The sequence below is a fragment of the Deinococcus sp. HSC-46F16 genome, assembly GCF_024171495.1.
Classification (GTDB): domain Bacteria; phylum Deinococcota; class Deinococci; order Deinococcales; family Deinococcaceae; genus Deinococcus.
In genome coordinates this window covers 867,465-894,398 of record NZ_JALJZW010000001.1, presented here as the reverse complement: position 1 = coordinate 894,398, position 26,934 = coordinate 867,465, and the positions used below count along the sequence as shown (strand labels likewise).

The window sequence follows — 26,934 nt, the reverse complement described above, 5'->3', positions numbered from 1 at the left end:
GTGTCCACGGCCCACGGCCCACTCACCACTTCCCCTCCCTCACCAGCCGCCCCGCCACCAGCCCCGCCGTCCCCGCGCCCAGCAACAGCCCCGCCAGCATCACAAGGAGCCACAGGCCCCACTCGGCCCCGGCCGACAGGAACTCGATGAAACCCACCGTGGCGGGCACGAACAGCAGCCCCAGGATGCCCAGCAGCCCATCGGCGGCGGCCTCCAACCACGAGAGCCGCACCAGCCCCAGCGACAGGGCCGCCCACAGCAGCGCCATCCCGACCACCGAGCCCGGCAGCGGCAGCCTCAGCCACGTCACCAGGGCGGTGCCCAGCGCGGCAAAGGCCGTCAGCAGCCCCAGCCCCAGCACGACGCGCACTGGGGGGGAAAGGACCGGCGTGGAGGCCGTCACCCCTGGGGGGCGCCCAGCCGGGCGAGCATGCCGCGCACGACCTGTTTGGCGTGCCGGGCCACCAGCGGCATGAAGGTGCGGTAGTCCACCTGCGCGTCGTGGTCGGCGGTGTCGCTCACCGAGCGGATCACCACGAAGGGCACGTCCGCTTTGGCGCACACCTGCGCGACCGCTGCCCCCTCCATCTCGGCGCAGGCGGCCCCGAAGCCCGTCCACAGCCGCCTCACCCCCTCGCGCGAGGCGATGAACTGGTCGCCGCTCGCCACCCGGCCCTCCAGCACGCCGACGCCCTCGACCTCGCGGGCCGCCGCCAGCGCGACCTCGCGGAGTTCCGGGTCGGCCTGCCACGCGGGCGTCTCACCGGGCACCGTTCCCAGCGGATAGTCCAGCGCCGTCACGTCCACGTCGTGCTGCACGAGGTCGGTGCTCACCACGAGGTCGCCCACCCGCAACTCGGGGTGAACGCCGCCCGCGACCCCGGTGAAGATCACGCGGGTGGCCCCGGCGTTGAGCAGGTGTGTGGCCGTCATCGCCGCATTCACCTTCCCGATGCCGCTCTTGGCAAGGAGGAGGGGCACGCCGTCCAGCACCCCCCGGTAGAGGGTCACGCCGGGGGGTGTCAGGGTTTCGGTCCCCTGGAGGTCCGCCCTGAGCAATTCGATTTCTTCGTCCATGGCACCGAGAATGGCGAGCATGGGGGCCATGTTAGGGCGTGGGCGGGGGAGGGCGAGCTTGGCGCCGGAGCGGGGCAGGGTGATGGCGGCCCGGTCCGCGCCGAGCGACCCGTTTGCCCGGAAGGAGGATTCGCAGCCTGGGCACGTTGAGGTCGGCTGACACAGGAAAAGCGGCAACAGCTCAAGCGGCTCTTCCTCCTCGCCCCCTGCTGGAGAGGGGCGCTGCGAAGCAACGGGGTGAGGGGGAGTGTGACCATCCCAGCCGCCAACCACCCCCTTGACCCAGGTCATGGTCCCCCCGCGCCCCCACCTGCCATCCTGCCCCTATGCCTCACGTGATTGTCAGCCCCTGTATCGGCGTCAAGGACCAAGCCTGCACTGAGGTCTGCCCGGTGGAGTGCATCTACGACGGCGGCGACCAGTTCCTCATTCACCCCGACGAGTGCATCGACTGCGGCGCCTGTGTCCCTGCCTGCCCGGTCAGCGCCATCTTCCCGGAAGAGGACGTGCCCGCCGGGGAAACCGAGTTCATCGTCAAAAACCGCGTCTTCTTCGGCCTCTGAGCTGTGCCTATGGATATGGCGCTGCTGTCCGGTCTGAACATCCTCCTGGTGGGGATGTGGGTGGGCATGTACCTGTTCACCACGTTCGTGGTCAGCCCCGCCTTCACCGAGCTGTTCCCCGATCACGCGACCCGCACCGGGCACCGCCGCGCGGTGGGGCGGCACTACGCGCGGGTCAACGGCGTGCTGACGGCGGCCCTGTTCGCGGTGGTCCTGGCACTGGGCTTGACCTCCGGCTTCCGGTCCGCGCTGGCGCTGGAACTCGGCCTGCTGGTGCTGATCGGCGGGCTGGTCGCGCTGCACGTGCGGCGCGGACAGGCCGAGACGCGGCCTCCGGCGTGGATCACGAACCTGACCCTCGCGGCGAGCGTGGGCCTGTGCGGGGCGGCGGTGCTGGCCTGAGCGCACCGGGGTCGGTGCCTTCCGCTGTGGCAGCATCGGGGCACGTGCCGACCCCACCCGACCCCGCCCGCGCCCTGGAGTTGCTGGGCCGCTCGCCCGTCTTCGGGGGCGCTTCGCCCGCCGACTTGCAGCCGCTGGCCGCGCTGGGCACCTTCCGGACCCTGCGGCGCGGCGAGGTCCTGTTCCGGGCTGGAGATGCGCTCGAAACCCTCTTTCTGGTCAGCAGCGGCAGCGTGCGGGTGTACCGGGTGGTGCGCGGCGGCACCCGCGAGCTGACCCTGCATGTGGAGGGGCCGCGCCAGCTTGTCGCGGGTGTCGGAGTCTTCAGCGGCAGTGACCCCGCCCCCGCGCATGCCGTCGCGCTCCAGACCCCCACCGAGGTGCTGTGCCTGCCCGCCGCCGCTGTCCGCGAGCAGGTGTTCGGAACCCCGGCACTGGCGGCGGCCGTGATCGCGGCCCTGGCCCGGCGTCAGGCCGAACTGCTCGCCCGGCTGGAGGGACTGGTGTTCAGCGAACTCGGGGAGCGTTTGGCGGCCTACCTCCTCGAGCACGCCGCCGACGAATCCCACGCCCTGCCCACCAACAGCGACCTCGCCGCCCTGCTGGGCACGGTGCCCGAACTTGTCAGCCGCAAGCTGGGCGAGTTCTACCGGTTGGGCCTGATCGAGCTGGAGCGGCGGCGGGTGCGGGTCCTCGACCGCTCCGAACTGGAACGGCTGGCGGGACGTGGAGGGTGATAGGGGAGGGGCTCACCGCGGTGGCCGGGCCGGACAAGTCGATGGGTGTGCCCTCAGCCTGTCCGGCCCGAGTGGGGCGAGCATCCGTCATGGAGAGCGGTCGCAGAGGAGTTGAAGGGCCGCTGTTGGTCCCTTCAACGGAACGGAGCACCGCGATCAGACTCCCGGCAACCCCAGGAATGCCTCGACCACGCGGGGGTCGAGTTGCCGTCCGGCCTGTGCCCGCAATTCGGCCCGCGCCTCTTCGCGGCTCCAGGCCCGCTTGTAGGGGCGCTCGCTGACCAAGGCGTCGTACACGTCGATCACGGCAAAGACCCGCGCCAGGAGCGGAATCTCCTCCCCGGCGAGGCCGTCGGGATAGCCGCTGCCGTCCCAGCGCTCGTGGTGGTGCCGCACGAGGTGCAGCGCGGCGGGCGGCACGAAGCCCAGCGCTCCGGCCAGCCGCTCGCCCTCGGCGGCGTGGACCTCCATTTCCTGGCGCTCCTCGGGGGTGAGGAGCCCCGGCTTGAGCAGCACCCGGTCGGGAATCGCCACCTTGCCGAGGTCGTGCAGGTAGGCGCCCAGCCGCAGGGCCGACTGATCGTTGGGGCCGAGCCCCAGGGCGTCGCCCAGCCGCCCCGCGTGGGTCATCACCCGGTCGGTGTGGCCCTGGGTCTCGCGGTCGCGGGCTTCGAGCGTGAGGCCCAGCGCCCGCAGCGCGGCCTCGCGGGTCGCCAGCGCTTCCTCCTCGGCCCGTTTCTGGTGCTCGATGTCGGTGCAGGTGCCCACCCAGGCAAAATCCTGCCCCTGGGCACCCTTCACCCGCACCCCCTGGGTCAGAAACCAGCGGTACACCCCGTCGTGGCGCCGCACCCGGTACTCGACGCGGTAATCCTCACCCCGCGAAATGGCCCGTTTCCAGCACGCCACCGTAGGCGCGAGGTCGTCGGGGTGCAGCGCCTCTTCAAAACCGAAGCCCGCAGTCTCGCCGGTCAGCCCGGTGTAGTCCGCCCAGCGGCGGTTGACGTGCTGCCAGACTCCGGCAGCGTCGGCCGTCCACAGCATCACGGGCATCCCGTCGAGCAGACGCAGATAGACGTGGTTGGCGTGCAACTCGCGCAGGGGGTCCAGGGACGTGTCCGGGGGCATATGGCCGTCATTCTCGGAGCGGGGCCACGTCTCAGCAAGCTCAGCCGTGGGTCGGGGGTGGCGCCCCAGCGCCGCGTCCTGCACGTCTCCGCGCCCTCGACCGGAGGTCGGAGGCGGCTTCACGCTTTCTTGCGCTGACGGGGAGGCGGCACTTCGGCTCCCGGCGAGTCGTCCCCCGGCGAGGTAGTGCGTCCGGGAGGGCACCCCTCACGGTTTCCCAGCCCTGCACCTGCTAGGCTCCCCGGCGGTATGACCCAGGCCGCGCCCGCCCCCGCTGTGACTCCCTCCACCCCCACTCCCGCTCCGCGCGTGCTGTGCGCGATGTCGGGCGGGGTGGACTCCAGCGTCACGGCGGCGCTGCTCAAGGAGCAGGGTTATCAGGTCATCGGCGCGATGATGCGCTTCTGGCCCGACGAGAAGCGGGTCGACACCTTCGACTCCTGCTGCTCGCCCGACGCCGCCTTCGAGGCCCGCCGGGTGGCCGAACAGGTCGGCGTGCCCTTTTACCTGCTGGACTACCGCGAGCAATTCCAGCGTCACATCGTCGGCCCCTTCGTGGACGAGTACGCGCGGGGCCGCACGCCCAACCCCTGCGTGAACTGCAACACCAAGGTCAAGTTCGATGAACTGGTGAAAAAGGCCCGGATGCTGGGCTGCCAGTACGTCGCCACTGGGCACTACGTGAAGCGGGTCGAGCGGGAAGGCGGCGCGGTCGAATTCCACCGGGGCGACGATCCCCGCAAGGACCAGACCTACTTCCTGTGGGGCACCCCGCGTGACGCGCTGCCACACATCCTCTTTCCGGTGGGCGAGCTGGAAAAGCCCCGCGTGCGCGAGCTGGCCGCCGAGCGCGGCCTGCTGACCGCGAGCAAGCCCGAGAGCCAGAACATCTGCTTCGTGCCCGGCAAGGTGCAGGACTGGGTGGCCGAGCACCTGCCGCAGAGCCAGGGATTCATCCGCGAGATCGCCACGGGCGAGGTCGTGGGCGAGCACCTGGGCACCCAGTTCTACACGCTGGGGCAGAAAAAGGGCCTGGGCCTGTACCAGTCGCACCGGGTCCGGCACGTCGTCCACCTCGACCCCGCCACGAACACCGTCTGGGTGGGCGACTACGAGGACTGCGTGTGGGACGGCCTGCGGGCCGAGGGCGTCAACTACCTCCTCGACCTCGCGGAGCTGCCGCGTGAGCTGGAGGTGCAGGTGCGCTACCGCACGAAGCCGGTGCGGGCCACCGTCGTCCACGCCGACGAGCACGGCTTCGAGCTGAAATTTGAAGAACCGCAGTTCGCTGTCGCCCCCGGTCAGAGTGCGGTGCTGTATGCGGGCTCCCGGCTGCTGGGTGGCGGACTCATCGCGGACCACGTACGGGAGCTCCCGGCGCTGGCGTAAAGGCATGAAAGAGGGCCGCGCCTGCGCGGCATGACGGAGGCGCGGCCTTCATGGTTCCGAAGGGGAGAAGTTACAACGCTGCTCGGGGACGCCGCGCCGCCGCGACCGCTCCCAGCACGACCAGCAGGACACCCACAGCCACGCCCAGCACCACCGCCGTCACGTCGGACCGGGCGGCGTACACGCCGTAAAAGGCCCACAGCAGCACCGCCGCATAGGCGTAGTCGCGGAAGCGGACCAGGAAAAAGGCTCCCAGGAACGCCGCGATGAGCACCAGCACTGCCGACCACGCAGGCGCACTCAGGCCCGCCAGCCCCGCCGTCACTCCCTCGCTGACCAGCCACGCGGTCACGTTGGCGATGGTCGCCACGCTGATCCAGCCCAGGTAGAGGCTGGTCGGGAGCATGAGCGTCAGACCTTCGGCGCCTTGTGGCGGCAGCCCGCGCACTTCCAGATACAGCCAGATCAGGCCGCCCAGCAGCGCCACCATGATGGGCACGCTCAGCCCGATATTCAGGCTCTGGAAGGCCAGCAACCAGCCCACATTGAGCAGGTTGCTCAGCAAAAAAGGCCAGAACAGGCGGTCCAGCCGGGCGCCGCGCTGCGCGGGCAAGGCCTGGTACACCGCGAACACCAGCAGCCCCAGGAAGATCACGCCCCAGATGGCGAAGGTCAGCCCCGCCGGGGTAAAGGCGTTGGGGAGCGCGTCACTCACGTCCGCGTTGGAACGGCCGAAAAGCGGCAGCGCGTTGCTGAGGTAGTTCATGACCAGCGTCAGCACCGTCGCGGCCAGCAGCGTCACTTGGCGGGAGAGTCCAGTCATGCCCCAGCTTAAGCAGCCCGCCCGCCCCCGGCCTGTCAGGGAGATGACGGTTTCTGAGTGGACACTCAGGTCGTGTATTCCGCGTTGATGCTGACGTATTCGGCGCTGAGGTCGCAGCCCCACGCCTCGCCGCTCGCCGCTCCCACGCCGAGGCCAACCTCGAAGACGACCTCCTCGGCCCGCATGGAGGCGCTCACCGCCGCCGCGTCGTACTCCAGGGGCCGACCCGCGAAGACGGGGGTGCCCTGCACGCGGACCGTCATTGCCGGGAGGTCCACCGCCGCCCCGCTGCGCCCCACCGCCATGATGACCCGGCCCCAGTTGGGGTCGTTGCCGTGCAGGGCGCTCTTGAGCAGCGGGCTGACGCAGCAGGTGCGGGCGGCGGCCAGCGCCTCGGCCTCGGTGCGGGCGCCTGACACCCGCACCGTGAGCAGCTTGGTCGCCCCCTCCCCGTCCGCCGCGATCTGCCGGGCGAGGTCGCGCATCACGCCCTCCAGCGCCGCCAGGAACTCGGCGGGGTCCACCTCGCCCGCCCGCCCGTTCGCCAGCACCAGGGCCATGTCGTTCGTGCTGGTGTCGCCGTCCACGGTGACCGCGTTGAAGGTGCGGTTCACGATGGCGGGGAAGGCGGCCCGCAGCACCTCCCCGTCCACCTGCGCGTCCGTGAAGGCAAAGGCGAACATGGTGGCCATGTCGGGGTGAATCATGCCACTGCCCTTGGCGGTGCCGACGATGCGGGCGCCCGTGCCCAGCCGCGCCTCGGCCGTCTTGGGCCGGGTGTCGGTCGTCATGATGGCGGCGGCGAAGGGGTCGGCCCCGTCCGCGAGGGCGCCGGGCAGGCGCGCCAGGCCTTCCCGCACCCGCTCCATCGGCAGCAGGTGCCCGATGATGCCAGTGGAGGCTGTCAGCACCGCGCCCGCCTCCAGCCCGAGGTGCCCGGCGAGGCCCGCCGCCATCGCCGCGTTGTCGGCCTCGCCCTGGGGGCCGGTGGCGGCGTTCGCGTTTCCGGCATTCACCACCAGCGCCCGCACGGGCCGCCCGGAGGCGTACAGCTCGCGCCCGCGCGTCACGCAGGCGGCGGCGGCGGTGCTGCGGGTGCCCGCATAGGCCCACGTGCAGTCCGTCTCGCTGACCACGCAGCTCAGGTCGGTCCGGCCACTGGGCTTGATGCCCGCCGCCGTGGTCGCCGCGCGGAAGCCTTGGGGAAAGGTGAGAGGGGCTGCTGTCATGGGGCCATGCTAGAGCAGGCCGGGGTGCCCAGCAGACGCGGCGCACCTGACCCCCCGATGACGCCGCCGCCACGATCCTCACCCGGACTTCATGGGCGGGCAGCCTCCCTGCGGATAGGGTGAGAGGCCATGAAGAAGTCCCTGCTGACCCTGACGGCGCTGGCCCTGCTGGGCGCCCCGGCCGCGCTCGCCGCGCCGCTCAAGCTCCAGAACGTGCCGGTCACGGTGGAGACGAGTCCCAAGCTGTATGTCCTGAACGACGCGGGCATCGCCAAGGCCTTTCCCTCGGCGGCCGGGCGCCCCGAGGCCGTCTTTCTGACCGAGGACCGCAAGGTCACCGTGGCCTTCGACTGGCGCGAGGCGCAACTTGCTCCGGGCGGCGTCACCGCGCTGACGAACGAGTTCGCCGCCGGGCTGCGCACCCAGGTGCCCAACCTCAAGACCATCAAGTCGGCGGCGGTGCAGGTGGGTGGGCACCCCTGGGGCCAGATCATCTTCACCACTCCCGGCCAGGGCGACGACCGCCGCTTCGAGATGCTGTTGACGAGCGCGGGGGGCCGCCTCCTCGTCGTGACCATCGCCAGCAGCGTCAAGGACTACAGCCGCAACGAGAACGTGGTCCGCAACCTCGCCAGCAGCCTGCGGGTGAACTGAGCCGGGAGAGCTGGGCCGCGGGGCCGGGGCCGAACCCGCCCCGGCTCCCTGCGTAGAATGCCCCGCGTGCCCCGGCTGTCCGAATCCTTCCCCCTCCGCGACCTGCGGGTGCTGGGGCGGCATGGCGGCCTAGAGACGGCGCGGGCGACCTGGGGGGGGCAGCCCGTGTTCGTCAAGCGGCTGTGGCGGGACGACCCCCTGGCGCGGACCTCCCTGACCCACGAAGGCGCGGTGGCGGCCCGCCTCGGTCATTCAGGCCTGCTGCCGCTGCTCGCGGCGCGGGAGGCGGAGCTGATCTTTCCCTGGGTCCCCGGCGGCACCCTGCGGGACGCGCTGGAGGATGGGCCGCTTCCGGTGGGGGAGGCGCTGGCGGTGGCCGGTGACCTGCTGGACGTGCTCGCGCATCTGCACGCGCAGGGAGTGGTCCACCACGACCTCAAGCCCGAAAACGTGCTGCTGTGCGGCGGCGAGCGGCAGGCGGGGGCGGTTCGGCTGATCGACTTCGGGCTGAGCTGCGCCCGCTTTCGGCCGGACCCCCACAGCGTGGAGGCACGGTTGGGTACCCCGCACTACATGGCCCCTGAGCAATTCGCCGGGGTGCGCGGCGATCCCCGCAGCGACCTGTACGCGGTGGGGGCGGTGCTGTTCGAGTGTCTGGCCGGGTCTCCGCCCCACGCCGACCCGCTGGGCTGGCTGGCGGGCCACCGCCGTGACCGCTCACCGCTGCCCGGCCCCCCCGCGCTGCATCCCGTGCTGGAGGCGGCCCTGTGCCGTGGTGCCGCCGGGCGCCCGCCCGATGCCTTGAGCCTCCGGCAGCAGCTTGACTGGGCTGCCCATGAGTTGGAGTCCCCATGCCCCTGATCGCCTTTACTGGAAACCGGTTCCTGGCCGAGGAAGCCCTGCGCGACACCCTGGCCGCCCGTGGCCTGCCCCTGCGCGACCTGCCCCGGCTCGCGGGCGAGGAAGTCACCGCCGACGCCGTGGCCCCCCTGCTCGCCCCCAGCCTGTTCGGGGACGGCGGCGTGGTCGTGGACCTCGCGGGCGTCAAGCCCGACAAGGCGCTGATGGAGTTGCTGGCCTCGGCCCCGGTCACGGTCGCGGTGCTCGACGAGTCGGCTCCAGCGGGCCGGGTCAAGCTCTACGAGTCGCGCGGCGAACACGTCGCCTCGCCCGCTCCCCAGAAGACGGGCGACGTGGCGGGCTGGGTGGCGGGGCGGGCGAAAAAGGCGGGCCTGAAGCTCGACCGGGACGCGGCCCTTTACCTCGCGGAGGTCTTCGGCCCGGACCTCACCGGCATCGCGGGCGAACTCAACAAGCTCGCGCTGCTGGACCCGCCGCACACGGCCGACCTCGTGCGGCGGGTGGTGGGCCGCGAGCCGCCCGGCGATTCGTTCGCCATGCTGGGCGCGGCGACCACCGGCAAACCCGGCGAGGCCGTGACCCAGCTTCGGCGCCTGCTCGCCAGCGGCGAGGACCCCTTCAAGCTGATGGGTGCGGTCATGTGGCAGTACAGCCTCGTCGCCCGCTGCGTGGCCCTGTTGCAGGAAGAAGGCCGCGTCACTGAAGCCCTGGCTGCCCAGCGCCTCGGCGTCAAGCCCTATCCGGCGAAAAAGGCCCTGGAGGTCGCCCGCCGCCTCAGTGAAAGCAAAATCCGGGCGCACCTCGCCCGCATCCTCGACGCCGACCTCGCCATGAAGCGGGGCCTGGACCCCGCCGTTACGTTGGAGCGGCTGATCGTGCAGCTCAGCGTGTAGAGCCCAGGCCGGGCCGCGCGTCCCGCCGCCTTTCCGAGCGGTCAGGTAGGATGGCGGGCATGGCGACCTTGTACCTCGTGTTGCTGACCCTTCACAACCTCACCCGCTGGCTGGTCCTGATCGCGGGCGTCTGGGCGCTGCTGCGGGCCTTCCGGGGCGTGGGCGCGGCCCGCGAGTTCACTGCCGCCGACCGCCGCCCGGTGGCGATCTTCGCGGGCACGGTCCACCTCCAACTGGTGCTGGGGCTGCTGCTGTTCGGCCTGTTGGGGTCGCAGGGGGCGCGGGCTTTCTCGGAGGCCCGGCCGTCGTTCCAGTGGGAGCACGTCGGGCTGGGGGTGCTGGCGGCTGTGTTCGCCACCCTCGCCTCCGCGATCAGCAAGCGGGCGGCCACCAATCAGGCCAAGTTCCGCGCGGCGGCCCTGTGGACCGCGCTGGCGCTCGTCACCGTGCTGGTGATGATTCCGTGGTGGCGTCCGCTGGTGCGGCTGTTCTCGTAAGCGGTCATGGAGAGGGGGAGCAGAAGCCGAGTGCCTCTGCTCCCCCTCTCCCTGTTCCGCCGGTCAGCGCCCCGGCTCGATAATCACCTTCCCCGTCGTCTTGCGGTCCAGCAGGTCCTGAAACGCCTGGGCACTCTGCGCCAGCGGATATGTCGGGCCGACCTGGGGCACCACCCGGCCGCTCCCGACCAGTTGCGTCAACGCCTGCGCCGCCTCACGGGTGGCTTCCGCGTCGCCCATCAGCGAGGTGAGCCACAAGCCGGTCACGCTGAGGTTGCGCTTCATCAGCTCGACCGGGCGCAGGTTGGCCTGCTCGCGGCTGGCGTTGCCGATCACGATGATGCGGCCCCGGCTGGCGGCCATGTCGAGGCTCTCCTGAAAGCCCCGGCCGCCCACGACCTCCAGAATCAGCGGCACGCCCTTCCCACCCGCCGCGTCCCGCACCTTCTGCACCCGGTCGGGGTCGTCCTGAAGCAGGGTCACGTCCGCGCCGAGGTCGCGGGCGATCTGCAATTTCTCCTCGGTGCTTGCCATCGCCACCACGTTCATTCCCATCGCCTTGGCGAGCTGGATGGAGGCCGTGCCCAGCGCCCCCGCCGCCGCCTGCACCAGCACCCACTCGCCTTCCTGCCCGTGCCCCAGCGTCTTCAGGCCGTGATAGGCGGTGAAGTACGACACCGGGAAGGCGGCGGCCTGCGCGGCCGAGAAACTCTCCGGCACCGGGATCAGGGCGGCGGAGTGCGCGACGGCATATTCGGCCAGCCCGCCCCGTCCCGCGAGCGCGGCGACTTGCCTCCCGATCTCAACTCCGCTGACGCCCTCGCCCAGTGCCTCCACCGTTCCCGCGAACTCGATTCCGGGGGTGTAGGGCAGCCGCGTGCGCGTGAGGTACTCGCCCGACACGGCCAGCGCGTCCGCGAAGTTGATGCCCACCGCCTCCACTCTCAGCCGGACCTCGCCGGGGCCGGGCTGGGGCACGGGCAGCTCGCGCAACTCCATGACCTCGGGGGGACCGAGGCGCTCGACGACGATGGCCTGCATGGTTTCGCTCATGCGGCCCAGTGTACGGCCTGTCTCCCGGCGAGTGAACGTCCACGTACATTCTGAACGCGCACGTATTTGACCCGGCCCGCCGGGCGTGGAAGCATGGCCCCACACCAAAGGAGGCCACCTGCATGAGCATCGTCGATCAGACCCGCGAGGGGGACATTCTCGTCCTGACCATCAACAACCCGCCCGTGAACGCCTTCTCGCCGGGCGTGCCCGAGGGCCTGCACGCGGGCCTCGACGCCGCCGAGGGGGACGAGGGCATTCGCGCCGTCGTCATCATCGGCGGGGGGCGGACCTTCGTGGCGGGGGCGGACATCAAGACCTTCGACCTGCCCCGCGAGCAGGCGCCCGACCTGCGCGGCTTCATCTCGCGCCTGGACGCCTTTCCCAAGCCCACCGTCGCCGCCATCCACGGCACGGCGCTGGGCGGTGGCCTGGAAATCGCGCTCGCCTGCAACTACCGGGTAGCGACAAGGGACGCGCGGATGGGCCTGCCCGAGGTCAAGCTCGGCGTCCTCCCCGGCGCGGGTGGCACCCAGCGGCTTCCCCGCGTGGTGGGCGTGGAAAAGGCGCTGGAGATGATGCTCTCCGGGAATCCGATCAAGGCGACCGAGGCCAAGGAACTCGGTCTGGTGGACGCCCTCGTGGAGGGTGACCTGCGCGAAGGGGCGGTCGCCTTTGCCCGTGAGCACGCCAACGCCCGCCCCCTGCCCCGTATCAGCGAGCGCACGGTGGAAGGCGTCAGCCCGCAGGTCTTCGCCGCCGCCCGTGAAGCCATCAGGAAAACGCACCGGGGCCAGCTCGCGCCCGGCTTCATCATCGACCTGGCGGAGATGACGACCACCCAGCCCTTCGCCGTGGGCTGGGAGGAAGAAGCTCGCCTGTTCATGGCCGCCAAGGACTCGCCGCAGTCGCGCGGCCTGCGCCACATCTTCTTTGCCGAGCGCGAGGCGGGCAAGATTCCCGGCCTGACGAAGGACACGCCGACCACCGACATCAACTCCACCGGAATCATCGGCGCGGGCACGATGGGCGGCGGCATCGCCATGAACTTCCTGAACGTGGGCATTCCCGTCACCATCGTGGAAACCACCCAGGAGGCGCTCGACCGGGGCCTCGCGGTCATCCGCCGCAACTACGAGAACACCGCGAAAAAGGGCCGCCTGACGATGGAGGACGTGGAGAAGCGCATGAGCCTCCTCACGCCCACCCTCAACATGGAAGACCTCGCCGACGCCGACATCATTATCGAGGCCGTCTTCGAGGACATGGGCGTGAAGAAGGACATCTTCACCAAATTGGACGCCATCGCCAAGCCCGGCGCGATTCTCGCCACGAACACCTCCACCCTCGATGTGAACGAGATCGCCGCCGTGACCGGGCGGCCCGAACAGGTCATCGGCCTGCACTTCTTTAGCCCGGCCAACGTGATGAAGCTCTTGGAGATCGTCCGCGCCGACAAGACCAGCGACTCGGTGCTGGCGACGAGCATGGCCCTCGCCCGGCGCATCGGCAAGGTCGGCGTGGTCGTGGGCGTCTGTGACGGCTTCGTCGGCAACCGCATGATTCACCGCTACGGCGACGAGGCCCGCAAGCTGGTGGAGGAGGGCGCCAACCCCCAGGACGCCGACGCCGCGATGAACGCGCTGGGGCTGCCGATGGGACCCTTCCAGATGAGCGACATGGCCGGGCTGGATGTGGGCTACCTGATTCGCCAGCACCAGGCCAAGGTGCGCGGCCTGCCCAAGCCCGACGGCTGGCTCAACCGCATCGTGGAGCGCGGGCGCAAGGGCCAGAAGACGCAGGCGGGCATCTACGACTACGGCGAGGACCGGAGGCCCAGGCCCAATGCCGAGGTCGCGCAACTCATCGAGGACTACCGCGCCGAGAGGGGCGTGGAGCCGCGTGAGCTGAGCCAAGAGGAGATCACCGAGCGGCTGGTCTACTCTCTGGTCAACGAGGGCGCCCAAATTCTCGACGAGGGCATTGCCCAGCGGGCCGGGGACATCGACGTGATCTACATCTACGGCTACGGCTTCCCTGCCCACCGGGGTGGGCCGATGGGCTACGCCGACGAGATGGGCCTGAAGAACGTGGTCGCCGCCCTGGAGAAGTACGGCCAGACACCCGCGCCGTTGCTGAAGCGGTTGGCGGATGAGGGCGGGTCGTTCGCGGGCTGGGACAAGGCCAAGGCAGGCGCCTGAACCCATGACCGCCGAGGTGCGCGTGCTGGGTCGGACTGAGGCGGACGTGTTGCGAAACGTCGCCCCCGGCGTCTTCGACCACGACCTCCGGCCCGACTCGCTCGCCGCCTTTTTCGCCGACTCGCGGCATCACCTCGCCGTGGCCCTCGACGGCGGGGTCGTCGTGGGCATGGCGTCGGGCTTCCATTACGTCCATCCCGACAAGCCGCCCGAACTGTTCATCAACGAGGTCGGCGTGGCGGACGGGTACCAGGGCCAGGGCCTCGGTCGCCGCCTGCTGGACGCCCTGCTCGCGCACGCCCGGAGCCTGGGCTGTGTGGCCGCCTGGGTCCTCACCGAAGAGGACAACCGCATCGCCCGCCGCCTGTACGCCTCCGCCGGGGGCGAGGAGCAGCCGGGCGTCGTCATGAGTCTCTTTCCGCTCTAAGGAGTTTCCCCATGCGTGAAGCTGTCATTGTCTCCACCGCCCGCACCCCCATCGGCAAAGCCTACCGGGGCGCCTTTAACGCCACCCCCTCGCCCACGCTGGCCGCCCACGCCATTCGCGCCGCCGTGGAGCGGGCTGGAGTTCAACCCGCCGACATCGACGACTGCATCATGGGCGCCGCCATGCAACAGGGCGTGCAGACCACCATCGGGCGCAACGCGGCGCTGCGGGCTGGGCTGGGGGTGGAGGTCGCGGGCATGTCCATCGACCGCCAGTGCGCGTCCGGCCTGATGTCCATCGCCACCGCCGCCAAGCAGGTCATCGTGGACCGGATGGACGTGGTCGTCGCGGGCGGCGTCGAGTCCATCTCGCTCGTGCAGACGCCCGACATGCGCGTCGGCCCTGACCCCGAGCTGCTCTCCATGCACAACGGCATTTACATGCCCATGATCGACACGGCGGAAGTCGTGGGCCAGCGCTACTCGGTCAGCCGTGAGCGCTGCGACGAGTACGCCCTCCGGTCCCAGCAGCGCACCGCCCGCGCCCAGGCCGAGGGAATTTTCGACGCCGAGATCATCCCCGTGACCACCCGCATGAACGTCACCAACAAGGAGACGGGCGAGGTCACCCTGCGCGAGATCACGATTACCAAGGACGAGGGCAACCGCCCCGACACCACCCTGGAGGGCCTGCGCTCCCTCAAGGCCGTGCGCGGCGAGGGCAACCAGATCACGGCGGGCAACGCCTCGCAGCTCTCCGATGGGGCGTCAGCCAGCATCGTGATGGACGCGGAGATGGCCCAGGCGAGGGGCCTTAAGCCATTGGGCCGCTACCTCGGCATGGCCGTCGCGGGCACCGAACCCGACGAGATGGGCATCGGCCCGGTGTACGCCGTGCCCAAGCTGCTGAAGCGCTTCGGCATGACCGTGGACGACATCGGCCTCTGGGAGCTGAACGAGGCGTTTGCCGTGCAGGTGCTGTACTGCCAGGACAAGCTCGGCATCCCCGACGACAAGCTCAACGTCAACGGTGGCGCGATCTCGGTCGGCCACCCTTACGGCATGAGCGGCGCCCGATTGGTGGGCCACGCCCTGCTGGAAGGCCAGCGCCGGGGTGTACAGCACGTCGTCGTAACCATGTGCGTGGGCGGCGGCATGGGCGCGGCCGGACTGTTCGAAGTGCTGTAAAGCTGACCCTGTCTCTCTCCCGGTCCTGAGTGGCCGGGGGATTGTCGTGTGCCGCCTCATAATCGTTCAATGTCAAACGATTAAACTGGAGGCATGACGACCTCTCCCCTCATTCCCCACGGGCTGCACCACGTCACGGCGGTGACGGCCAACGCACGGGCCAACCTCGACTTCTATACGCGGGTGCTGGGGCTGCGGCTGGTCAAGAAGACGGTCAACCAGGACGATGTGAGCGCCTACCATCTCTTCTTTGCGGACGGGGCGGGCAGTCCGGGCAGCGACCTGACCTTCTTCGAGTGGCCGGTGCCCTCCGAGACGCGCGGGAACAACTCGGTCACCCGCACGGGCCTGCGGGCGCCGGAGGGGAGCCTGGAGTGGTGGGCGGAGCACCTGCGCGGGCAGGGGCTGGAGGTCGCCCCGGTCACCCGCGCGGGCCGCGCCCACCTCGACTTCGCGGACCCCGAAGGCCAGCGCCTCAGCCTGGTGGAGGGCGGGCCAGCGGGCGTGCCGTGGGAGGGCAGTCCGGTTCCCGCCGAGCATCAAATCCTGGGCCTCGGCCCGTCCGAACTCACCCTGCCCGGCCTCTTTCCCACCGAGCGGGTGCTGACGCGGGTGTATGGCCTCCACGCGGCGGGCACCTACCCCGACCCCGAGGACGCCGCGCGGCCTATCCACGTCTACGCGATGGGGGAGGGCGGGCCCGACGCCGAACTGCACCTGCGTCTCGACCCCTCGCTGCCCACGGCCCGCCCCGGCGCGGGCGGCGTCCACCACCTCGCCCTGCGTGTTCGGGACGAGGACTATCACGCCTGGGCCGCCCACCTTGCGGGGCTGGGCCTGCGCACCAGCGGCGAGGTGGACCGCCACTGGTTCCGCTCGGTGTACTACCGCGAGCCGCAGGGCATCCTGATCGAACTCGCCACCGACGGCCCTGGCTTCGCAGTGGACGAGGACCCCGCCCATCTGGGCGAAACGCTGGTCCTCGCCCCCTTCCTTGAACCCCACCGGGCGCAGATCGAGGCCGGGCTGACGCCGCTGAGCTGACCCCTACGATGAAGGTGGGCCGCCCCGACTGGGATGGCCCACCTCTTTGTGCGGACGGCGAACCGCTTAGACCAGCACCGGCTCCACGTACTCCCCGTACACCTTCTTCAGCGTGTCCATCTGTTCGCCCAGCGTGGTGTAGGCGTGAGCGCACTCCAGGAAGGCGGGCATGGTGTTGGCGCCCGTAACGGCCGCGTCGCGCAGAGCCGAGAGCGCCGCCTCCGCCCGCTTGGGGTCCCGCTCGCGCCGAACCTGTGCCAGCCGCGCCTCCTGCACGCGCTCGACTTCGGGGTCGATCAGTTGGATCGGCACCTCCACCGCGTCCTGCACGAATTCGTTGACGCCCACGATGATGCGGTCTTTGGTCTCGACCTCGCGCTGGTAGCGGTAGGCGGCCTCGGCCATTTCCAGTTGGAAGAAGCCGTTGTCGATGCCGACTTCCACGCCGCCCATCGCTCGAATCTGCTCGATGTAGCCCATCGCGGCGGCCTCGATGTCGCCCGTGAGTTTCTCGACGTAGTAGCTGCCCGCCAGCGGATCGATCACGCCCGCCACGCCCGTTTCGTAAGCAATGATCTGCTGGGTCCGCAGGGCGATGGTGGCGGCTTCCTCGGTGGGAAGGGCCAGCGCCTCGTCGAAGGAATCGGTGTGGAGGCTCTGGGTCCCGCCCAGCACCGCCGCGAGCGCCTGAATGGCGACGCGGGCGATGTTGTTCAGCGGCTGCTGCGCGGGCAGCGACACCCCGGCGGTCTGCGAGTGCGTCCGCAACATCCACGACTTCGGGTTCTTCGCGCCGTAGTGGTCGCGCATCTGCCGCGCCCAGATGCGGCGCGCGGCCCGCAGCTTGGCGATCTCCTCGAAGAAGTCGTTGTGGATGTCCCAGAAAAACGAGATGCGCGGCGCGAACTCGTCAATCTCCAGCCCCCGCTCCAGCGCCTTTTCGACGTAGTGGAAGCCGTCCGCCAGCGTGAAGGCCAGCTCCTGCACGCCCGTCGCCCCGGCCTCGCGGATGTGGTAGCCGCTCACCGAGATGAAGTTGAACTTGGGCACCACTTTGGGACCCCACTCGAAGGTATCGATCACCAGCTTCACGCTCGGGGCGGGCGGGTAGATGAACTCCTTCTGGGCGATGAACTCCTTGAGGATGTCGTTCTGGATCGTCCCGCCGATCTTGGTCAGGTCCTTGCCCTGCTTCTGCGCGTTGGCGATATACATCGCCCAGATCGCGTTGGCGGGCGAGTTGATCGTCATGGAGGTGGTGACTTTTTCCGGGTCAATGCCCTGAAAGAGAATCTCCATGTCCGCGAGGCTGCTCACCGCCACGCCGCACTTGCCGACCTCGCCCTTGGAGAAGGGGTGGTCGGAGTCGTAGCCCATCAGGGTGGGGAGGTCGAAGGCGGTCGAGAGGCCCGTCTGCCCGGCCTTGAGCAGCGCGTGGAAGCGCTCGTTGGTCTGCTCGGCGCTGCCGAAGCCCGCGAACATGCGCATGGTCCAGAGCTTGCCCCGGTACACGCTGCTCTGCACGCCGCGCGTGTATGGGAACTCGCCGGGGTAGCCCAGGTCGCGCTCGGCGTCCCAGTCCTTCAGGTCGTCCGCCGTGTAGATCGGCTCGGGGTCCATGTCGGACAGGTTCTTGAAGTTGTACTTGCGCTCGGGAAACTTCTGGGTCGCGGGCTGGTAGACGCTCTGCATCCACTCGTTCTTGGTCTTCATGGAATTACCTCCGGCCGGGAGCCGAATCGAACGCTCGTTAGGTCGCGTTTCAGGGTAGCAGACAGGCCGCGCGTGGCCGGTATCCTGATTCCGCGTTGAGCGTCCTCTCCGCCCGCGTCCATCTTCGCGCGGCAGGCTGGGGCCATGACGAAAGGACAGTTGCAGGGCAAGAAGATCGCCATCCTCGCCACCGACGGGGTGGAGGAAATCGAACTTACCAGCCCGCGCCAGGCGCTGGAGGAGGCCGGAGCCGCCGCCGACCTCATCAGCCTGAAGCCGGGCGAGATTCAGTCCATGAAGGGTGACATCGAGCCGAAGGGCAAGTACGCGGTGGACCGGGTGGTGTCGGAGGTTCAGGCCTCGGACTACGACGGCCTGCTCCTCCCCGGCGGCACGGTCAACCCCGACACGCTGCGGCTGGACGAGGGGGCCATGCGTTTCGTGCGCGAGATGTACGACGCGGGCAAGCCCATCGCCGCGATCTGCCACGGTCCCTGGAGCCTCTCCGAGACGGGCATCAGCCAGGGCCTGAAGATGACGAGCTGGCCCAGCCTGAGGCGCGAACTCACCCTCTCCGGCGCCGAGTGGGTGGACGAGGAATGCGTGACCGACAAGGGCGTGGTGACCAGCCGTAAGCCCGGCGACCTGCCCGCCTTCAACCGGAAGATGATTGAGGAGTTTGCGGAGGGCGATCACAGCAGCCGAAGGAAGTAACCGTCTTCTCCCATCTCATCTGCTAGAATCCCCGTTTGGGTATCCCGCCCACTGTCCAGACCGGAGTGCGGCGGGTTTTTTCGTGCAGATGAGCTGAGAGCTGAAGGCTGACCGCTGAGAGCTAGCGGCTCCGCATCAAGGGAGCTGACCTATGGAATACCGCAATATCGCCATCATCGCGCACGTCGACCACGGCAAGACCACGCTGGTGGACGGCCTGCTCAAGCAGACCCTCAAGCTCGGCCACGGCGAGGAAATTGCCGAGCGGGCGATGGACTCCAACGACCTCGAACGCGAGCGCGGCATCACCATTCTCGCCAAGAACACGGCGGTGGAATATAACGGCGTCAAGATCAACATCGTAGACACCCCCGGCCACGCCGACTTCGGCGGCGAGGTCGAGCGCGTGCTGGGCATGGTGGACGGGGCGCTCGTCCTCGTGGACGCGGCGGAGGGGCCGATGCCCCAGACCCGCTTCGTGCTGCGTAAGGCCATCGAACTGGGTCTCAAGCCCATCGTGGTCGTCAACAAGATCGATCGCAACGACGCTCGCCCGGAAGAGGTCGTCAACCTCACCTTCGACCTGATGGCCGAACTCGGCGCCAACGACGACCAGCTCGACTTCCCGATCCTGTACGCCATCGCCCGCGACGGCAAGGCGTTCAAGGACCTCGACAAGCCGCAAGACGACATGCACGAGCTGTTCGAGATGGTGCTGGAGCACATCCCCGCGCCGAAGGTCGACCTGGAGGCCCCCTTCCAGATGCTGGTGACCAACCTCGACTACTCCGAGTACCTCGGGCGCATCGTGCTGGGGCGGGTGCAGCGCGGCAAGGTGAAGAAGGGCGAGTTCGTGCAACTGATCCACAAGGACGGCACGATGACGAAGACCCGCGTCGTGCAACCCTTCACGCACCTGGGCCTGCGCCGCATCGAGGCCGACGAGGTCAGTGCCGGGGACATCGTGGCGCTCGCCGGAATCGAGGACGCGCAGATCGGAGAGACGGTCGCCGACCTCGCCGACCCCGAAGCGCTGCCCATCATCACGGTGGACGAGCCGACCGTCTCGATGGTCTTCCAGCCCAACACCTCGCCCTTCGCGGGCAAGGAGGGCAAGTACGTCACCTCCCGCCACCTCAATGACCGCCTCAAGCGCGAGGTCATGACCAACGTGTCGCTGCGCGTCGAGGAGATCCGCCCCGACGAGTTCAAGGTGTCGGGGCGCGGCGAGCTGCACCTCTCGATCCTGCTGGAAACCATGCGCCGGGAAGGGTATGAGGTGCAGGTCGGGGCGCCGCAGGTCATCGTGCGCGAGATCGACGGGCAAAAGCACGAGCCTATCGAGCACCTCGTCATCGACGTGCCCGAGCAGCACTCCAGCACCGTGATCGGCGTGCTGGGCGCCCGCAAGGGCCAGATGGTGAACATGGAGCCGCAGGGCAGCCGCGTGCGGGTGGAGTTCAAGATTCCCTCCCGCGCCCTCTTCGGCTTCCGCACCCAGTTCCTCTCCATGACCCAGGGCGAGGGCATCATGAGCCACATCTTCGACGGCTACGCGCCGTGGGCCGGGGACCTCAAGACCCGCCAGAACGGGTCGCTGGTCAGCATGGAAGACGGGGTGGCCTTCGCCTACTCGATCTTCAAGCTGCAAGACCGGGGGACCTTCTTCATCGACGCGGGCCAGGACGTGTATGTGGGCATGATCGTGGGCGAGAACGCCCGCGAGCAGGACATGAACGTCAACGTCTGCAAGAACAAGAAGCTCACCAACGTGCGCTCGGCGGGTGCCGACGAGGCCCTGACCCTGATCCCCCCGCGCCGCCTGAGCCTCGAAGACGCGCTGGAGTACATCGCAGACGACGAGCTGGTGGAACTGACGCCCCAGAGCATTCGCCTGCGCAAGAAGATCCTCAACCCCAGCTTCCGCAAGTAATCGCCGCCCGCAAGGCCCTGCCAGTCACCCCCAGGATGAGCCTGGGGTTTTCCATTTCCCACGGGGTGCGGAGTGGGGCAGCAACCTGGCAACCTTCCGATCTTTGACAACGTAAGGGGGGCATGTTCGGGCTTTCTCCCGCCCCGCTGGGCCGCTCATGCTAGAGGCCTTTGCCTGGATCGTGCATCCGCTGGCAGCGCTGACGCTGGCCCACTGGGCGTTCGTGATCTTTTCGGGCCGGGGCAAGCACGCGGCCGAGGTGGGCCGGGCTGCCGCCGGGATCGCGCTGATGGCAGTGTTGGGGGCCGACTGGATCGTTCATCCGGCGGCGGGGATGCTGCTGGGCTACCTGGGGTCGCGGGGCTTTCACCGCTGGCAGCGCGACTGGCGGGCGCTGCTGGTGGGGGTGCTGGCCGGGCTGATCTTTATGGCGCTGGGCGCGGACTGGCTGGTCTTCCCCCTGACCGTGATGGGACTGATCTGGGTCTTTTCGGCTCCGGCGTCCCTCTGGACAGCCGGGAAGTCGCCGCAGGTCATCGGGGACGCCCGTGCTTCCGCGGCCCTGCCCGAGCAGGCAGGCGGGCTCCCCCTGGGCGACCTGACTTCCCGCGAGCGCGAGGCGATGCCGGTGGGCGGGGCAGTGGCAAGCGCGAACGCGGCGCGGCGGGCACAGGAACCTCCAGTTCCCGACGACGGGGACGCCCTCACCGCCCTGACCCGTGACGAGCGGCTGCCCGGCGAGGCCCGCGCTCAGCTCATCGCGCTGGACCTGCGGACCCGCGAGGCGCTGCGCCATCTGGACGCCCAGGGCCAGGGGGCCAGCGAGGGGGCTTACCTGGCCCGCGCGGTGCGGCGCGAGTATGCCCCGGCCGCGGCCCAGGCCTACCTCAAGCTGCCGCCCACCCTGGCGAATACCCAGCCCCTGGAAGACAGCAAGACCGGACGTGACCTGCTGCGCGAACAACTCGACCTGCTGCTGGAGGCGGTGGCGGAGGTCCTAGACGGGGCGCTGCGTTCGGGCGGTCAGGAACTGCTGACCCACGGCCGGTTCCTGCGCGAGAAGTTTCGCAAAGAGCCGGGCGACCTGGAACTGTAGCGGCGTTCCCCACCCGGTCACACCGACAGCGACCTGTGTCCCTGTTCATGGGGGGCCGGGTCCGTTAACCTGAGCTTCAGAGTCAGGATGATGACGACGACCCCCACCCCCGCTTCCCTCCCGACGACCGCGCCCTCCGGCGACCTCCGCACTCTCTCGCTGCTGCTGGCGGCCGAGGCGGTGCTGGCCCACCTGCACCCCCGCGCTCCCTTGCGGGTGGAGCGGGTGGCCCTGGGCGAGACGCCCGGCGTGACCTACGCGCTTGCAGCCGACCCCCAGGCCCTGGCCCTGAACCGGGGCCTGCGCGAGGAGGTCGCCCTGGTCGGCCTGGCCCGCTCCGCGATGGCGCGGCTGCTGGGCCTCGCGGTGGGCGCAGGGGAGGGTCCCGCCTGCCGTGATCCCCGCGCCCTGCTCACCGCGACCCTGACCGACCCCGAGGAGCTGGAAGTGCTGGACGCCCAACTCACGGTCTTGGAGGCCCGCGCCCGCGCCCTGCTGCGCCGCTCGTGGGCCGAGGTCGAGGTGGTGGCGGCGGGCCTGCGCGAACACGGCGAACTCGACGCGCGGGAGGTGGCCCACCGGGTTGCCTGCGCCCAGGGCATCCGGGGCACCCTGCTGAACTGACCTTCACCGAACGCGAGGCACTGTCCGGATGCCCATGCTGAACGTGGTGCCTCCCTGTCCGTCCAGCACAGCCTTTTTTCGAAATCGGGACAATCCTGCCCGGATCAGTCGGGATTGTGTGCCACCCTTCATTTTGCGGCTGGGGCTACGTTCCTCCTCGCTTTCGCGGCGCACCCTGCGCTCAGGAGGGAGCACCATGAATGACATGCAACAGGGCCGCAACATGGGGGAAGGACAGAGTGTCGTGAGCCGCTGCGGGGCCACGAATTGCCGCTACAACGAGCAGGAGAACTGCACGGCGGGTCAGATCGAGGTCGACTTCAGCGGCCAGATGGCCCAGTGCCTCACCTTCAGCCCGCAGGACGGCCAGAGCGACTCGGCGCGGATGGGCGAGGGCACACGCTGAGCATTCAATTCGCCAACATACGGGCCGGGTGACGCTTCCCCGGCCCTTTTTCATTCCCTGCGCGTCACACCACCACGACCCCGTGATGCTTGGCCTTGTCGGGCGGCTCGACATGGATGGTGACGGCCACGCCGGGCAACTCGGCGAACAGGGCCTCTTCCAATCGGTCGCAGATGGCGTGTGCGTCCTGCACGGTCATGGCACCGGGCACGACGAGATGGAACTCGACAAAGATCATGCGGCCCGCGTGCCGGGTGCGCAGGTCGTGGACCTCCAGCGCCCCGTCCGCGTGGGTGCTGAGAAGCTGCCGGATACGATTCTCGGTGTGCGGGTCCACCCCCGCGTCCATCAACCCGCCCACGCTCTCGCGCACGAGGTGCCAGCCGCTCCAGAGGATGTTCACAGCGACGAGCAGTGCGAGGGCCGGGTCCAACCAGCCCACCCCGGTGAGGGCGGCGAGCGCGACCCCGGCCAGCACGCCCACGCTGGTCACCACGTCGGTCAGGACGTGCCGCCCATCGGCCAGCAGCGCCGGGGACCGGGCCGCCCGGCCCGTCCGCAGCAGCACGCCTGCCCACAGCCCGTTGAGCAGCGTGGCCCCCAGGTTGATGGTCAGCCCGTTCCAAGGAGTCTCCAGCGTGCGTGAATTCTGAAGGGCCGGGACCGCCTCCCGGATGATGCTGAAGGCCGCCAGCACGATCAGCACGCCCTCGGCCACCGCGCTGAAATACTCGGCCTTGGAGTGGCCGTAGGGGTGCGTGGCGTCGGCAGGCCGCGCCGAGACGCGCAGGGCGATCAGGGCGGCGGCGGCGGCGGCCACGTTGATGATGCTCTCCAGCGCGTCCGAGTACAGGGCCACGCTGCCCGTCACCTGATAGGCCAGAAACTTGAGGGCCAGCACGATAAGCGCCACCACCACGCTGCCCAGGGCGATTCTGGCCGAACGGTCCATCCGGCGAGCGTAACAGGATTGCATGAGGCGGGGGGCGGCACCCGTTGGGGGACAGGGGTAGGCTGGTACAGATGGGCGGCCCCGGACGAGAAGCTGTGAAGGTTGAACTTTATGACCCACGCTGGCCGTGGTTTGCCCACCGGGAAATCACAGTGATGCGGGAAGTTCTCGGCTACCGAGTCACTGGCCTTGAGCACATCGGCAGCACCGCTGTCCCCGGCCTGGACGCCAAGCCCACCGTAGACCTGATGCTGGGGACGCGGGCGTGGCCGTGGTCGGCGGAGGCTGATACCCGTCTTCTCGCTCTCGGGTAAAGCTTCTAGAAGGAGCCGAATGGCCGTTGGCGTGTTTACCTCAAGGCCCGAGGCCGCCTGCTCCGGGGCGTTCATCTCCATGTCGTGGAGGCGGACAGCCTGCATTGGCACGGGCATTTACGCTTTCGGGACCACCTCCGCGCCCATCCAGCCGATGCCCAGGCATACGCTGAGTTAAAACGGAACTTGGCGGAACAGTTCAAACATGACCGGGGGGCCTATCAGGATTCGCACCATGCTCGCCCGAACCATTACGCCATCAACATAACCCGCTCTGCTACACTCCCCCGGTGACGACCGTGCCGGACCTGCCCGATTCCCCCCTGCTGTCCCAGCTCAACCCCAACCAGGCGCAGGCCGCCAACCATCACACCGGCCCGGCCCTCGTGATCGCGGGAGCGGGCAGCGGCAAGACGCGCACGCTGGTCTACCGCATCGCCCACCTGATTGGGCACTACGGGGCCGACCCCGGCGAGATCCTGGCCGTGACCTTTACCAACAAGGCCGCCGCCGAGATGCGCGAGCGGGCCAAGCACCTCGTGCAGGGGGCCGACCGCCTGTGGATGAGCACCTTCCACTCGGCGGGGGTGCGGATTCTGCGGGCCTACGGGGAGCACATCGGCTTGCGGCGGGGCTTTGTCATCTACGACGACGACGACCAGATGGACATCCTCAAGGAGGTCATGGGGTCCATTCCCGGCATCGGTCCGGACACCAATCCGCGCGTATTGCGCTCCATCCTCGACCGGGCCAAGAGCAACCTGCTCACGCCCGCCGACCTCGAGCGCTCACACGAACTCTTTATCAGCGGGATTCCGCGCGAGGCCGCCGCCGAGGCCTACCGCCGCTACGAGGCCCGCAAGAAGGGCCAGAACGCGATCGACTTCGGGGACCTGATTACCGAGACGGTGCGGCTCTTTCAGGAGGTGCCCGCCGTCCTCGACCGGGTGCAGGACCGGGCGAAGTTCATCCACGTGGACGAGTATCAGGATACAAACAAGGCGCAATATGAATTGACGCGGTTACTTGCCAGTCGGGATCGGAATTTGCTGGTGGTGGGAGACCCCGATCAGTCGATCTATAAATTTCGTGGCGCTGACATTCAAAACATCCTCGATTTTCAGAAGGATTACCCTGACGCCAGGGTCTACATGCTCGAACACAACTACCGTTCCAGCGCCCGCGTCCTGAACGTCGCCAACAAGCTCATCGAGAACAACTCCGAGCGGCTCGACAAGACCCTGAAGGCGGTCAAGGAGGACGGGCACCCCGTCGTCTTCCACCGTGCTCCGGACCACCGGGCAGAGGGCGACTTCGTGGCCGAGTGGATCACGCGGCTGCACGGCGAGGGGCGGCCCTTCACCGACATGGCGGTCCTCTACCGCACGAACGCTCAGTCGCGCGTGATCGAGGAGTCGCTGCGGCGGGTGCAGATTCCGGCCAAGATCGTGGGCGGCGTGAGCTTCTACGACCGCCGGGAAATCCGCGACATCCTCGCCTACGCCCGGCTCGCCATCAACCCGGACGACGACGTGGCCCTGCGCCGCATCATCGGGCGGCCCCGGCGCGGCATCGGGGACACGGCGCTCGAGCGGCTGATGGAGTGGGCACGGGTGAACGGTACCTCCCTCCTGACCGCCTGCGCCAATGCCCAGGAGCTGAACATCCTCGACCGGGGGGCACAGAAGCCCGTCGAGTTCGCTCAGCTCATGCAGGCGATGAGCGAGGCCGCCGACAACTACGAGCCGGGGCCGTTCCTGCGCTACGTGATCGAGCACAGCGGCTACCTCGACCTGCTGCGGCAAGAGGGGCAGGAAGGGCAGGTCCGCATGGAGAACCTCGACGAACTCGTCAACGCCGCCGAAGAATGGTCGGGGGAGCACGAGGGCACCATCGCGGACTTCCTCGACGACGCCGCGCTGCTCTCCAGCGTGGACGACATGCGCTCGCGGACCGAGAACCGCGACAAGCCCGAGGAAGCCGTCACCCTGATGACCCTGCACAACGCCAAGGGGCTGGAGTTCCCGGTGGTGTTCATCGTGGGGGCGGAAGAGGGGCTGCTGCCCAGCAAGAACGCGCTGATCGAACCCGGCGGCATCGAGGAGGAGCGGCGGCTCTTTTACGTGGGCATCACGCGGGCGATGGAGCGGCTGTTCCTGACCGCCGCGCAAAACCGCATGCAGTACGGCAAGACGATTGCCGCCGAGGACAGCCGCTTTTTGGAGGAACTGGGTGACGGCTTCGACACCGTGGACCCCTACGGACAGGTCGTGGAGTACCGCCAGAAGAGCTGGAAAGACTACCGCCCGACCGTGCCCACCCGTCCTGCCGCCGTCAAGAACACCAGCCCGATGACCGAAGGCATGGCCTACCGCGGCGGCGAGAAGGTCAAGCATCCCAAGTTCGGGGAGGGGCAGGTGCTGGCGGTGGCGGGCGTCGGGGACCGGCAGGAGGTCACCGTGCACTTCCCCTCAGTGGGCACCAAGAAGCTGCTGGTCAAGTTCGCCAACCTGTCCCCCGCCTGAGGTCAATTCCGCTCGACGCGGTGGCGCACCTCGCCGGGGCCAGCGCTCAGGAAGTCCGCTACGGCGAGCGGGTAGACCGGCCGGGCGGACAGCTCGGAGAGGGGCACCCACTCACAGGTCGTCTCCGGGCTGTCCAGCACGGAAAAGGGGGTCTGTGGCAGCTCCGGTGGCGCCTCCATGCGGAAGTAGAAGCCCAGCTCATGCTGGCGCTTGCTCGACGGGCCGAAGAAGTTTTCCAGCACGCCCACGAGGCGCAGCGGGCCTGCCGGAACTCCCAGCTCTTCCTCCCACTCGCGGGCGGCGCAGGTCGCCACATCCTCGTCCGTGGCGAGGGCGCCGCCCGGCAGGAACCAGAAGCCCAGCCCGTCGGCGGTGTTGGCGAGCAGGTGGTCTCCCCGCACGCAGAGGATGGCGACCCGGACGCTGAACTTCAGGCCGCCCAGGGGCAAACGGATGTCGGTCATGGGGGCAGTCTGGCGCAGTGGGCAGGCC

The 26,934-nt window shown here is 69.1% G+C and carries 27 protein-coding genes and 1 pseudogene; 19 read left to right on the top strand and 9 right to left on the bottom strand.

What is annotated here, in order from left to right:
- Window positions 1–22: 22 nt before the first annotated feature.
- Both L1280_RS04455 and L1280_RS04450 read right to left on the bottom strand, forming a co-directional pair.
- Entirely contained in the window at window positions 23–403 is a 381-nt protein-coding gene (locus tag L1280_RS04455; protein ID WP_253580873.1) for a CidA/LrgA family protein, read from the bottom strand.
- Entirely contained in the window at window positions 400–1,098 is a 699-nt protein-coding gene (locus tag L1280_RS04450; RefSeq protein WP_253580872.1) for a 5'-methylthioadenosine/adenosylhomocysteine nucleosidase, read from the bottom strand. The genes L1280_RS04455 and L1280_RS04450 overlap by 4 nt, the downstream gene beginning before the upstream one ends.
- 305 nt (window positions 1,099–1,403) lie before the next feature.
- Here L1280_RS04450 and L1280_RS04445 point away from each other — a divergent pair, with 305 nt between their 5' ends.
- From L1280_RS04445 to L1280_RS04435, 3 genes are read left to right on the top strand one after another with little or no spacing between them, the layout of a single operon-like run.
- Complete coding sequence (locus tag L1280_RS04445; RefSeq protein ID WP_104991670.1) at window positions 1,404–1,640, top strand: ferredoxin; 237 nt, start codon at window positions 1,404–1,406, stop codon at window positions 1,638–1,640.
- A 9-nt stretch (window positions 1,641–1,649) separates the two neighbouring features.
- Window positions 1,650–2,042, top strand: coding sequence for a hypothetical protein (locus L1280_RS04440; protein WP_253580871.1), 393 nt, complete (start codon window positions 1,650–1,652; stop codon window positions 2,040–2,042).
- A 44-nt stretch (window positions 2,043–2,086) separates the two neighbouring features.
- Window positions 2,087–2,779: a cyclic nucleotide-binding domain-containing protein gene (locus L1280_RS04435; RefSeq protein WP_253580870.1), complete on the top strand. Its 693-nt coding sequence runs from the start codon at window positions 2,087–2,089 to the stop codon at window positions 2,777–2,779.
- 156 nt (window positions 2,780–2,935) lie between these two features.
- On the opposite strand, the gene L1280_RS04430 is transcribed toward L1280_RS04435, so the two are convergent.
- Window positions 2,936–3,907 carry an HD domain-containing phosphohydrolase gene (locus tag L1280_RS04430; protein ID WP_253580869.1) on the bottom strand — a complete coding sequence of 324 codons (972 nt, stop codon included), beginning with the start codon at window positions 3,905–3,907 and terminating at the stop codon, window positions 2,936–2,938.
- A gap of 249 nt (window positions 3,908–4,156) precedes the next feature.
- Between L1280_RS04430 and mnmA the strand changes: the two genes are divergently transcribed.
- Window positions 4,157–5,296: a tRNA 2-thiouridine(34) synthase MnmA gene (mnmA, locus tag L1280_RS04425; RefSeq protein WP_253580868.1), complete on the top strand. Its 1,140-nt coding sequence runs from the start codon at window positions 4,157–4,159 to the stop codon at window positions 5,294–5,296.
- Between the two features lie 70 nt (window positions 5,297–5,366).
- Here the strand turns inward: mnmA and L1280_RS04420 are convergent, their stop codons facing one another.
- Together L1280_RS04420 and argJ are read right to left on the bottom strand one after the other, a co-directional pair.
- Window positions 5,367–6,119, bottom strand: coding sequence for a tryptophan-rich sensory protein (locus L1280_RS04420; protein WP_253580866.1), 753 nt, complete (start codon window positions 6,117–6,119; stop codon window positions 5,367–5,369).
- 65 nt (window positions 6,120–6,184) lie between these two features.
- Window positions 6,185–7,348: a bifunctional glutamate N-acetyltransferase/amino-acid acetyltransferase ArgJ gene (argJ, locus tag L1280_RS04415; RefSeq protein WP_253580865.1), complete on the bottom strand. Its 1,164-nt coding sequence runs from the start codon at window positions 7,346–7,348 to the stop codon at window positions 6,185–6,187.
- A 129-nt stretch (window positions 7,349–7,477) separates the two neighbouring features.
- Between argJ and L1280_RS04410 the strand changes: the two genes are divergently transcribed.
- From L1280_RS04410 to L1280_RS04395, 4 genes are read left to right on the top strand one after another with little or no spacing between them, the layout of a single operon-like run.
- Complete coding sequence (locus tag L1280_RS04410) at window positions 7,478–8,002, top strand: hypothetical protein (RefSeq protein ID WP_253580864.1); 525 nt, start codon at window positions 7,478–7,480, stop codon at window positions 8,000–8,002.
- Window positions 8,003–8,059: 57 nt separating this feature from the next.
- On the top strand, window positions 8,060–8,863 hold the full coding sequence (locus L1280_RS04405; RefSeq protein WP_371922872.1) for a serine/threonine-protein kinase: 804 nt from the start codon (window positions 8,060–8,062) through the stop codon (window positions 8,861–8,863).
- A complete protein-coding gene (gene holA, locus L1280_RS04400; protein ID WP_253580862.1) occupies window positions 8,854–9,756 on the top strand; it encodes a DNA polymerase III subunit delta in 903 nt (300 codons plus the stop codon). Before L1280_RS04405 ends, holA begins: the two co-directional genes overlap by 10 nt.
- Before the next feature lie 59 nt (window positions 9,757–9,815).
- Window positions 9,816–10,253, top strand: coding sequence for a hypothetical protein (locus tag L1280_RS04395; protein ID WP_253580861.1), 438 nt, complete (start codon window positions 9,816–9,818; stop codon window positions 10,251–10,253).
- Between the two features lie 63 nt (window positions 10,254–10,316).
- Here the strand turns inward: L1280_RS04395 and L1280_RS04390 are convergent, their stop codons facing one another.
- The gene (locus L1280_RS04390; protein ID WP_253580860.1) at window positions 10,317–11,306 is read right to left on the bottom strand and encodes an NADPH:quinone oxidoreductase family protein; all 990 of its coding nucleotides are present in this window, start codon (window positions 11,304–11,306) and stop codon (window positions 10,317–10,319) included.
- A 122-nt stretch (window positions 11,307–11,428) separates the two neighbouring features.
- On the opposite strand from L1280_RS04390, the gene L1280_RS04385 reads away from it, so the two are divergent.
- The 4 genes from L1280_RS04385 to L1280_RS04370 all read left to right on the top strand — a co-directional run bounded on the left by L1280_RS04385 (window position 11,429) and on the right by L1280_RS04370 (window position 16,165).
- Window positions 11,429–13,507: a 3-hydroxyacyl-CoA dehydrogenase NAD-binding domain-containing protein gene (locus L1280_RS04385; RefSeq protein WP_253580858.1), complete on the top strand. Its 2,079-nt coding sequence runs from the start codon at window positions 11,429–11,431 to the stop codon at window positions 13,505–13,507.
- Between the two features lie 4 nt (window positions 13,508–13,511).
- Window positions 13,512–13,934, top strand: a complete 423-nt coding sequence (locus L1280_RS04380; RefSeq protein WP_253580857.1) for a GNAT family N-acetyltransferase — start codon at window positions 13,512–13,514, stop codon at window positions 13,932–13,934.
- Window positions 13,935–13,945: 11 nt separating this feature from the next.
- Complete coding sequence (locus tag L1280_RS04375) at window positions 13,946–15,121, top strand: acetyl-CoA C-acyltransferase (protein WP_253580856.1); 1,176 nt, start codon at window positions 13,946–13,948, stop codon at window positions 15,119–15,121.
- 93 nt (window positions 15,122–15,214) lie between these two features.
- The gene (locus tag L1280_RS04370) at window positions 15,215–16,165 is read left to right on the top strand and encodes a ring-cleaving dioxygenase (RefSeq protein WP_253580855.1); all 951 of its coding nucleotides are present in this window, start codon (window positions 15,215–15,217) and stop codon (window positions 16,163–16,165) included.
- A gap of 66 nt (window positions 16,166–16,231) precedes the next feature.
- Here the strand turns inward: L1280_RS04370 and L1280_RS04365 are convergent, their stop codons facing one another.
- A complete protein-coding gene (locus L1280_RS04365; RefSeq protein WP_253580854.1) occupies window positions 16,232–17,878 on the bottom strand; it encodes a methylmalonyl-CoA mutase family protein in 1,647 nt (548 codons plus the stop codon).
- A 144-nt stretch (window positions 17,879–18,022) separates the two neighbouring features.
- Here L1280_RS04365 and L1280_RS04360 point away from each other — a divergent pair, with 144 nt between their 5' ends.
- The 5 genes from L1280_RS04360 (at window position 18,023) to L1280_RS04340 (ending at window position 22,651) form a co-directional block, all read left to right on the top strand.
- Window positions 18,023–18,592, top strand: a complete 570-nt coding sequence (locus tag L1280_RS04360) for a type 1 glutamine amidotransferase domain-containing protein (RefSeq protein WP_253580853.1) — start codon at window positions 18,023–18,025, stop codon at window positions 18,590–18,592.
- 151 nt (window positions 18,593–18,743) lie between these two features.
- Complete coding sequence (typA, locus tag L1280_RS04355) at window positions 18,744–20,525, top strand: translational GTPase TypA (protein WP_253580852.1); 1,782 nt, start codon at window positions 18,744–18,746, stop codon at window positions 20,523–20,525.
- 157 nt (window positions 20,526–20,682) lie between these two features.
- Window positions 20,683–21,621, top strand: coding sequence for a hypothetical protein (locus L1280_RS04350; RefSeq protein ID WP_253580851.1), 939 nt, complete (start codon window positions 20,683–20,685; stop codon window positions 21,619–21,621).
- A gap of 90 nt (window positions 21,622–21,711) precedes the next feature.
- Window positions 21,712–22,245, top strand: a complete 534-nt coding sequence (locus tag L1280_RS04345) for a hypothetical protein (protein ID WP_253580850.1) — start codon at window positions 21,712–21,714, stop codon at window positions 22,243–22,245.
- Window positions 22,246–22,441: 196 nt separating this feature from the next.
- Window positions 22,442–22,651 (top strand): DUF1540 domain-containing protein, encoded by a 210-nt coding sequence (locus L1280_RS04340; RefSeq protein ID WP_253580849.1) that lies wholly within the window; start codon window positions 22,442–22,444, stop codon window positions 22,649–22,651.
- Between the two features lie 64 nt (window positions 22,652–22,715).
- On the opposite strand, the gene L1280_RS04335 is transcribed toward L1280_RS04340, so the two are convergent.
- Window positions 22,716–23,603: a cation diffusion facilitator family transporter gene (locus tag L1280_RS04335; protein ID WP_253580848.1), complete on the bottom strand. Its 888-nt coding sequence runs from the start codon at window positions 23,601–23,603 to the stop codon at window positions 22,716–22,718.
- A 71-nt stretch (window positions 23,604–23,674) separates the two neighbouring features.
- Between L1280_RS04335 and L1280_RS04330 the strand changes: the two are divergent.
- Both L1280_RS04330 and L1280_RS04325 read left to right on the top strand, forming a co-directional pair.
- Window positions 23,675–24,211: pseudogene (locus tag L1280_RS04330) on the top strand (GrpB family protein).
- Complete coding sequence (locus L1280_RS04325; RefSeq protein ID WP_253580847.1) at window positions 24,208–26,442, top strand: UvrD-helicase domain-containing protein; 2,235 nt, start codon at window positions 24,208–24,210, stop codon at window positions 26,440–26,442. Before L1280_RS04330 ends, L1280_RS04325 begins: the two are co-directional and overlap by 4 nt.
- 2 nt (window positions 26,443–26,444) lie before the next feature.
- Here the strand turns inward: L1280_RS04325 and L1280_RS04320 are convergent, their stop codons facing one another.
- Window positions 26,445–26,906, bottom strand: a complete 462-nt coding sequence (locus L1280_RS04320) for an NUDIX hydrolase (RefSeq protein ID WP_253580846.1) — start codon at window positions 26,904–26,906, stop codon at window positions 26,445–26,447.
- Window positions 26,907–26,934 lie beyond the last annotated feature (28 nt).

What these genes read in the sequence shown, in the direction of transcription:
- L1280_RS04370 (WP_253580855.1), top strand. Translation starts at nt 15,215, where the DNA reads ATGACGACCTCTCCCCTCATTCCCCACGGGCTGCACCACGTCACGGCG.
- L1280_RS04335 (WP_253580848.1), bottom strand. Translation starts at nt 23,603, where the DNA reads ATGGACCGTTCGGCCAGAATCGCCCTGGGCAGCGTGGTGGTGGCGCTT.
- L1280_RS04450 (WP_253580872.1), bottom strand. Translation starts at nt 1,098, where the DNA reads ATGCTCGCCATTCTCGGTGCCATGGACGAAGAAATCGAATTGCTCAGG.
- L1280_RS04365 (WP_253580854.1), bottom strand. Translation starts at nt 17,878, where the DNA reads ATGAAGACCAAGAACGAGTGGATGCAGAGCGTCTACCAGCCCGCGACC.
- L1280_RS04360 (WP_253580853.1), top strand. Translation starts at nt 18,023, where the DNA reads ATGACGAAAGGACAGTTGCAGGGCAAGAAGATCGCCATCCTCGCCACC.
- L1280_RS04375 (WP_253580856.1), top strand. Translation starts at nt 13,946, where the DNA reads ATGCGTGAAGCTGTCATTGTCTCCACCGCCCGCACCCCCATCGGCAAA.
- L1280_RS04440 (WP_253580871.1), top strand. Translation starts at nt 1,650, where the DNA reads ATGGATATGGCGCTGCTGTCCGGTCTGAACATCCTCCTGGTGGGGATG.
- L1280_RS04390 (WP_253580860.1), bottom strand. Translation starts at nt 11,306, where the DNA reads ATGAGCGAAACCATGCAGGCCATCGTCGTCGAGCGCCTCGGTCCCCCC.
- L1280_RS04430 (WP_253580869.1), bottom strand. Translation starts at nt 3,907, where the DNA reads ATGCCCCCGGACACGTCCCTGGACCCCCTGCGCGAGTTGCACGCCAAC.
- L1280_RS04395 (WP_253580861.1), top strand. Translation starts at nt 9,816, where the DNA reads ATGGCGACCTTGTACCTCGTGTTGCTGACCCTTCACAACCTCACCCGC.
- L1280_RS04385 (WP_253580858.1), top strand. Translation starts at nt 11,429, where the DNA reads ATGAGCATCGTCGATCAGACCCGCGAGGGGGACATTCTCGTCCTGACC.
- L1280_RS04320 (WP_253580846.1), bottom strand. Translation starts at nt 26,906, where the DNA reads ATGACCGACATCCGTTTGCCCCTGGGCGGCCTGAAGTTCAGCGTCCGG.
- L1280_RS04380 (WP_253580857.1), top strand. Translation starts at nt 13,512, where the DNA reads ATGACCGCCGAGGTGCGCGTGCTGGGTCGGACTGAGGCGGACGTGTTG.
- L1280_RS04340 (WP_253580849.1), top strand. Translation starts at nt 22,442, where the DNA reads ATGAATGACATGCAACAGGGCCGCAACATGGGGGAAGGACAGAGTGTC.
- L1280_RS04420 (WP_253580866.1), bottom strand. Translation starts at nt 6,119, where the DNA reads ATGACTGGACTCTCCCGCCAAGTGACGCTGCTGGCCGCGACGGTGCTG.
- typA (WP_253580852.1), top strand. Translation starts at nt 18,744, where the DNA reads ATGGAATACCGCAATATCGCCATCATCGCGCACGTCGACCACGGCAAG.
- L1280_RS04345 (WP_253580850.1), top strand. Translation starts at nt 21,712, where the DNA reads ATGACGACGACCCCCACCCCCGCTTCCCTCCCGACGACCGCGCCCTCC.
- L1280_RS04410 (WP_253580864.1), top strand. Translation starts at nt 7,478, where the DNA reads ATGAAGAAGTCCCTGCTGACCCTGACGGCGCTGGCCCTGCTGGGCGCC.
- L1280_RS04350 (WP_253580851.1), top strand. Translation starts at nt 20,683, where the DNA reads ATGCTAGAGGCCTTTGCCTGGATCGTGCATCCGCTGGCAGCGCTGACG.
- holA (WP_253580862.1), top strand. Translation starts at nt 8,854, where the DNA reads ATGCCCCTGATCGCCTTTACTGGAAACCGGTTCCTGGCCGAGGAAGCC.
- argJ (WP_253580865.1), bottom strand. Translation starts at nt 7,348, where the DNA reads ATGACAGCAGCCCCTCTCACCTTTCCCCAAGGCTTCCGCGCGGCGACC.
- L1280_RS04445 (WP_104991670.1), top strand. Translation starts at nt 1,404, where the DNA reads ATGCCTCACGTGATTGTCAGCCCCTGTATCGGCGTCAAGGACCAAGCC.
- L1280_RS04405 (WP_371922872.1), top strand. Translation starts at nt 8,060, where the DNA reads ATGCCCCGCGTGCCCCGGCTGTCCGAATCCTTCCCCCTCCGCGACCTG.
- mnmA (WP_253580868.1), top strand. Translation starts at nt 4,157, where the DNA reads ATGACCCAGGCCGCGCCCGCCCCCGCTGTGACTCCCTCCACCCCCACT.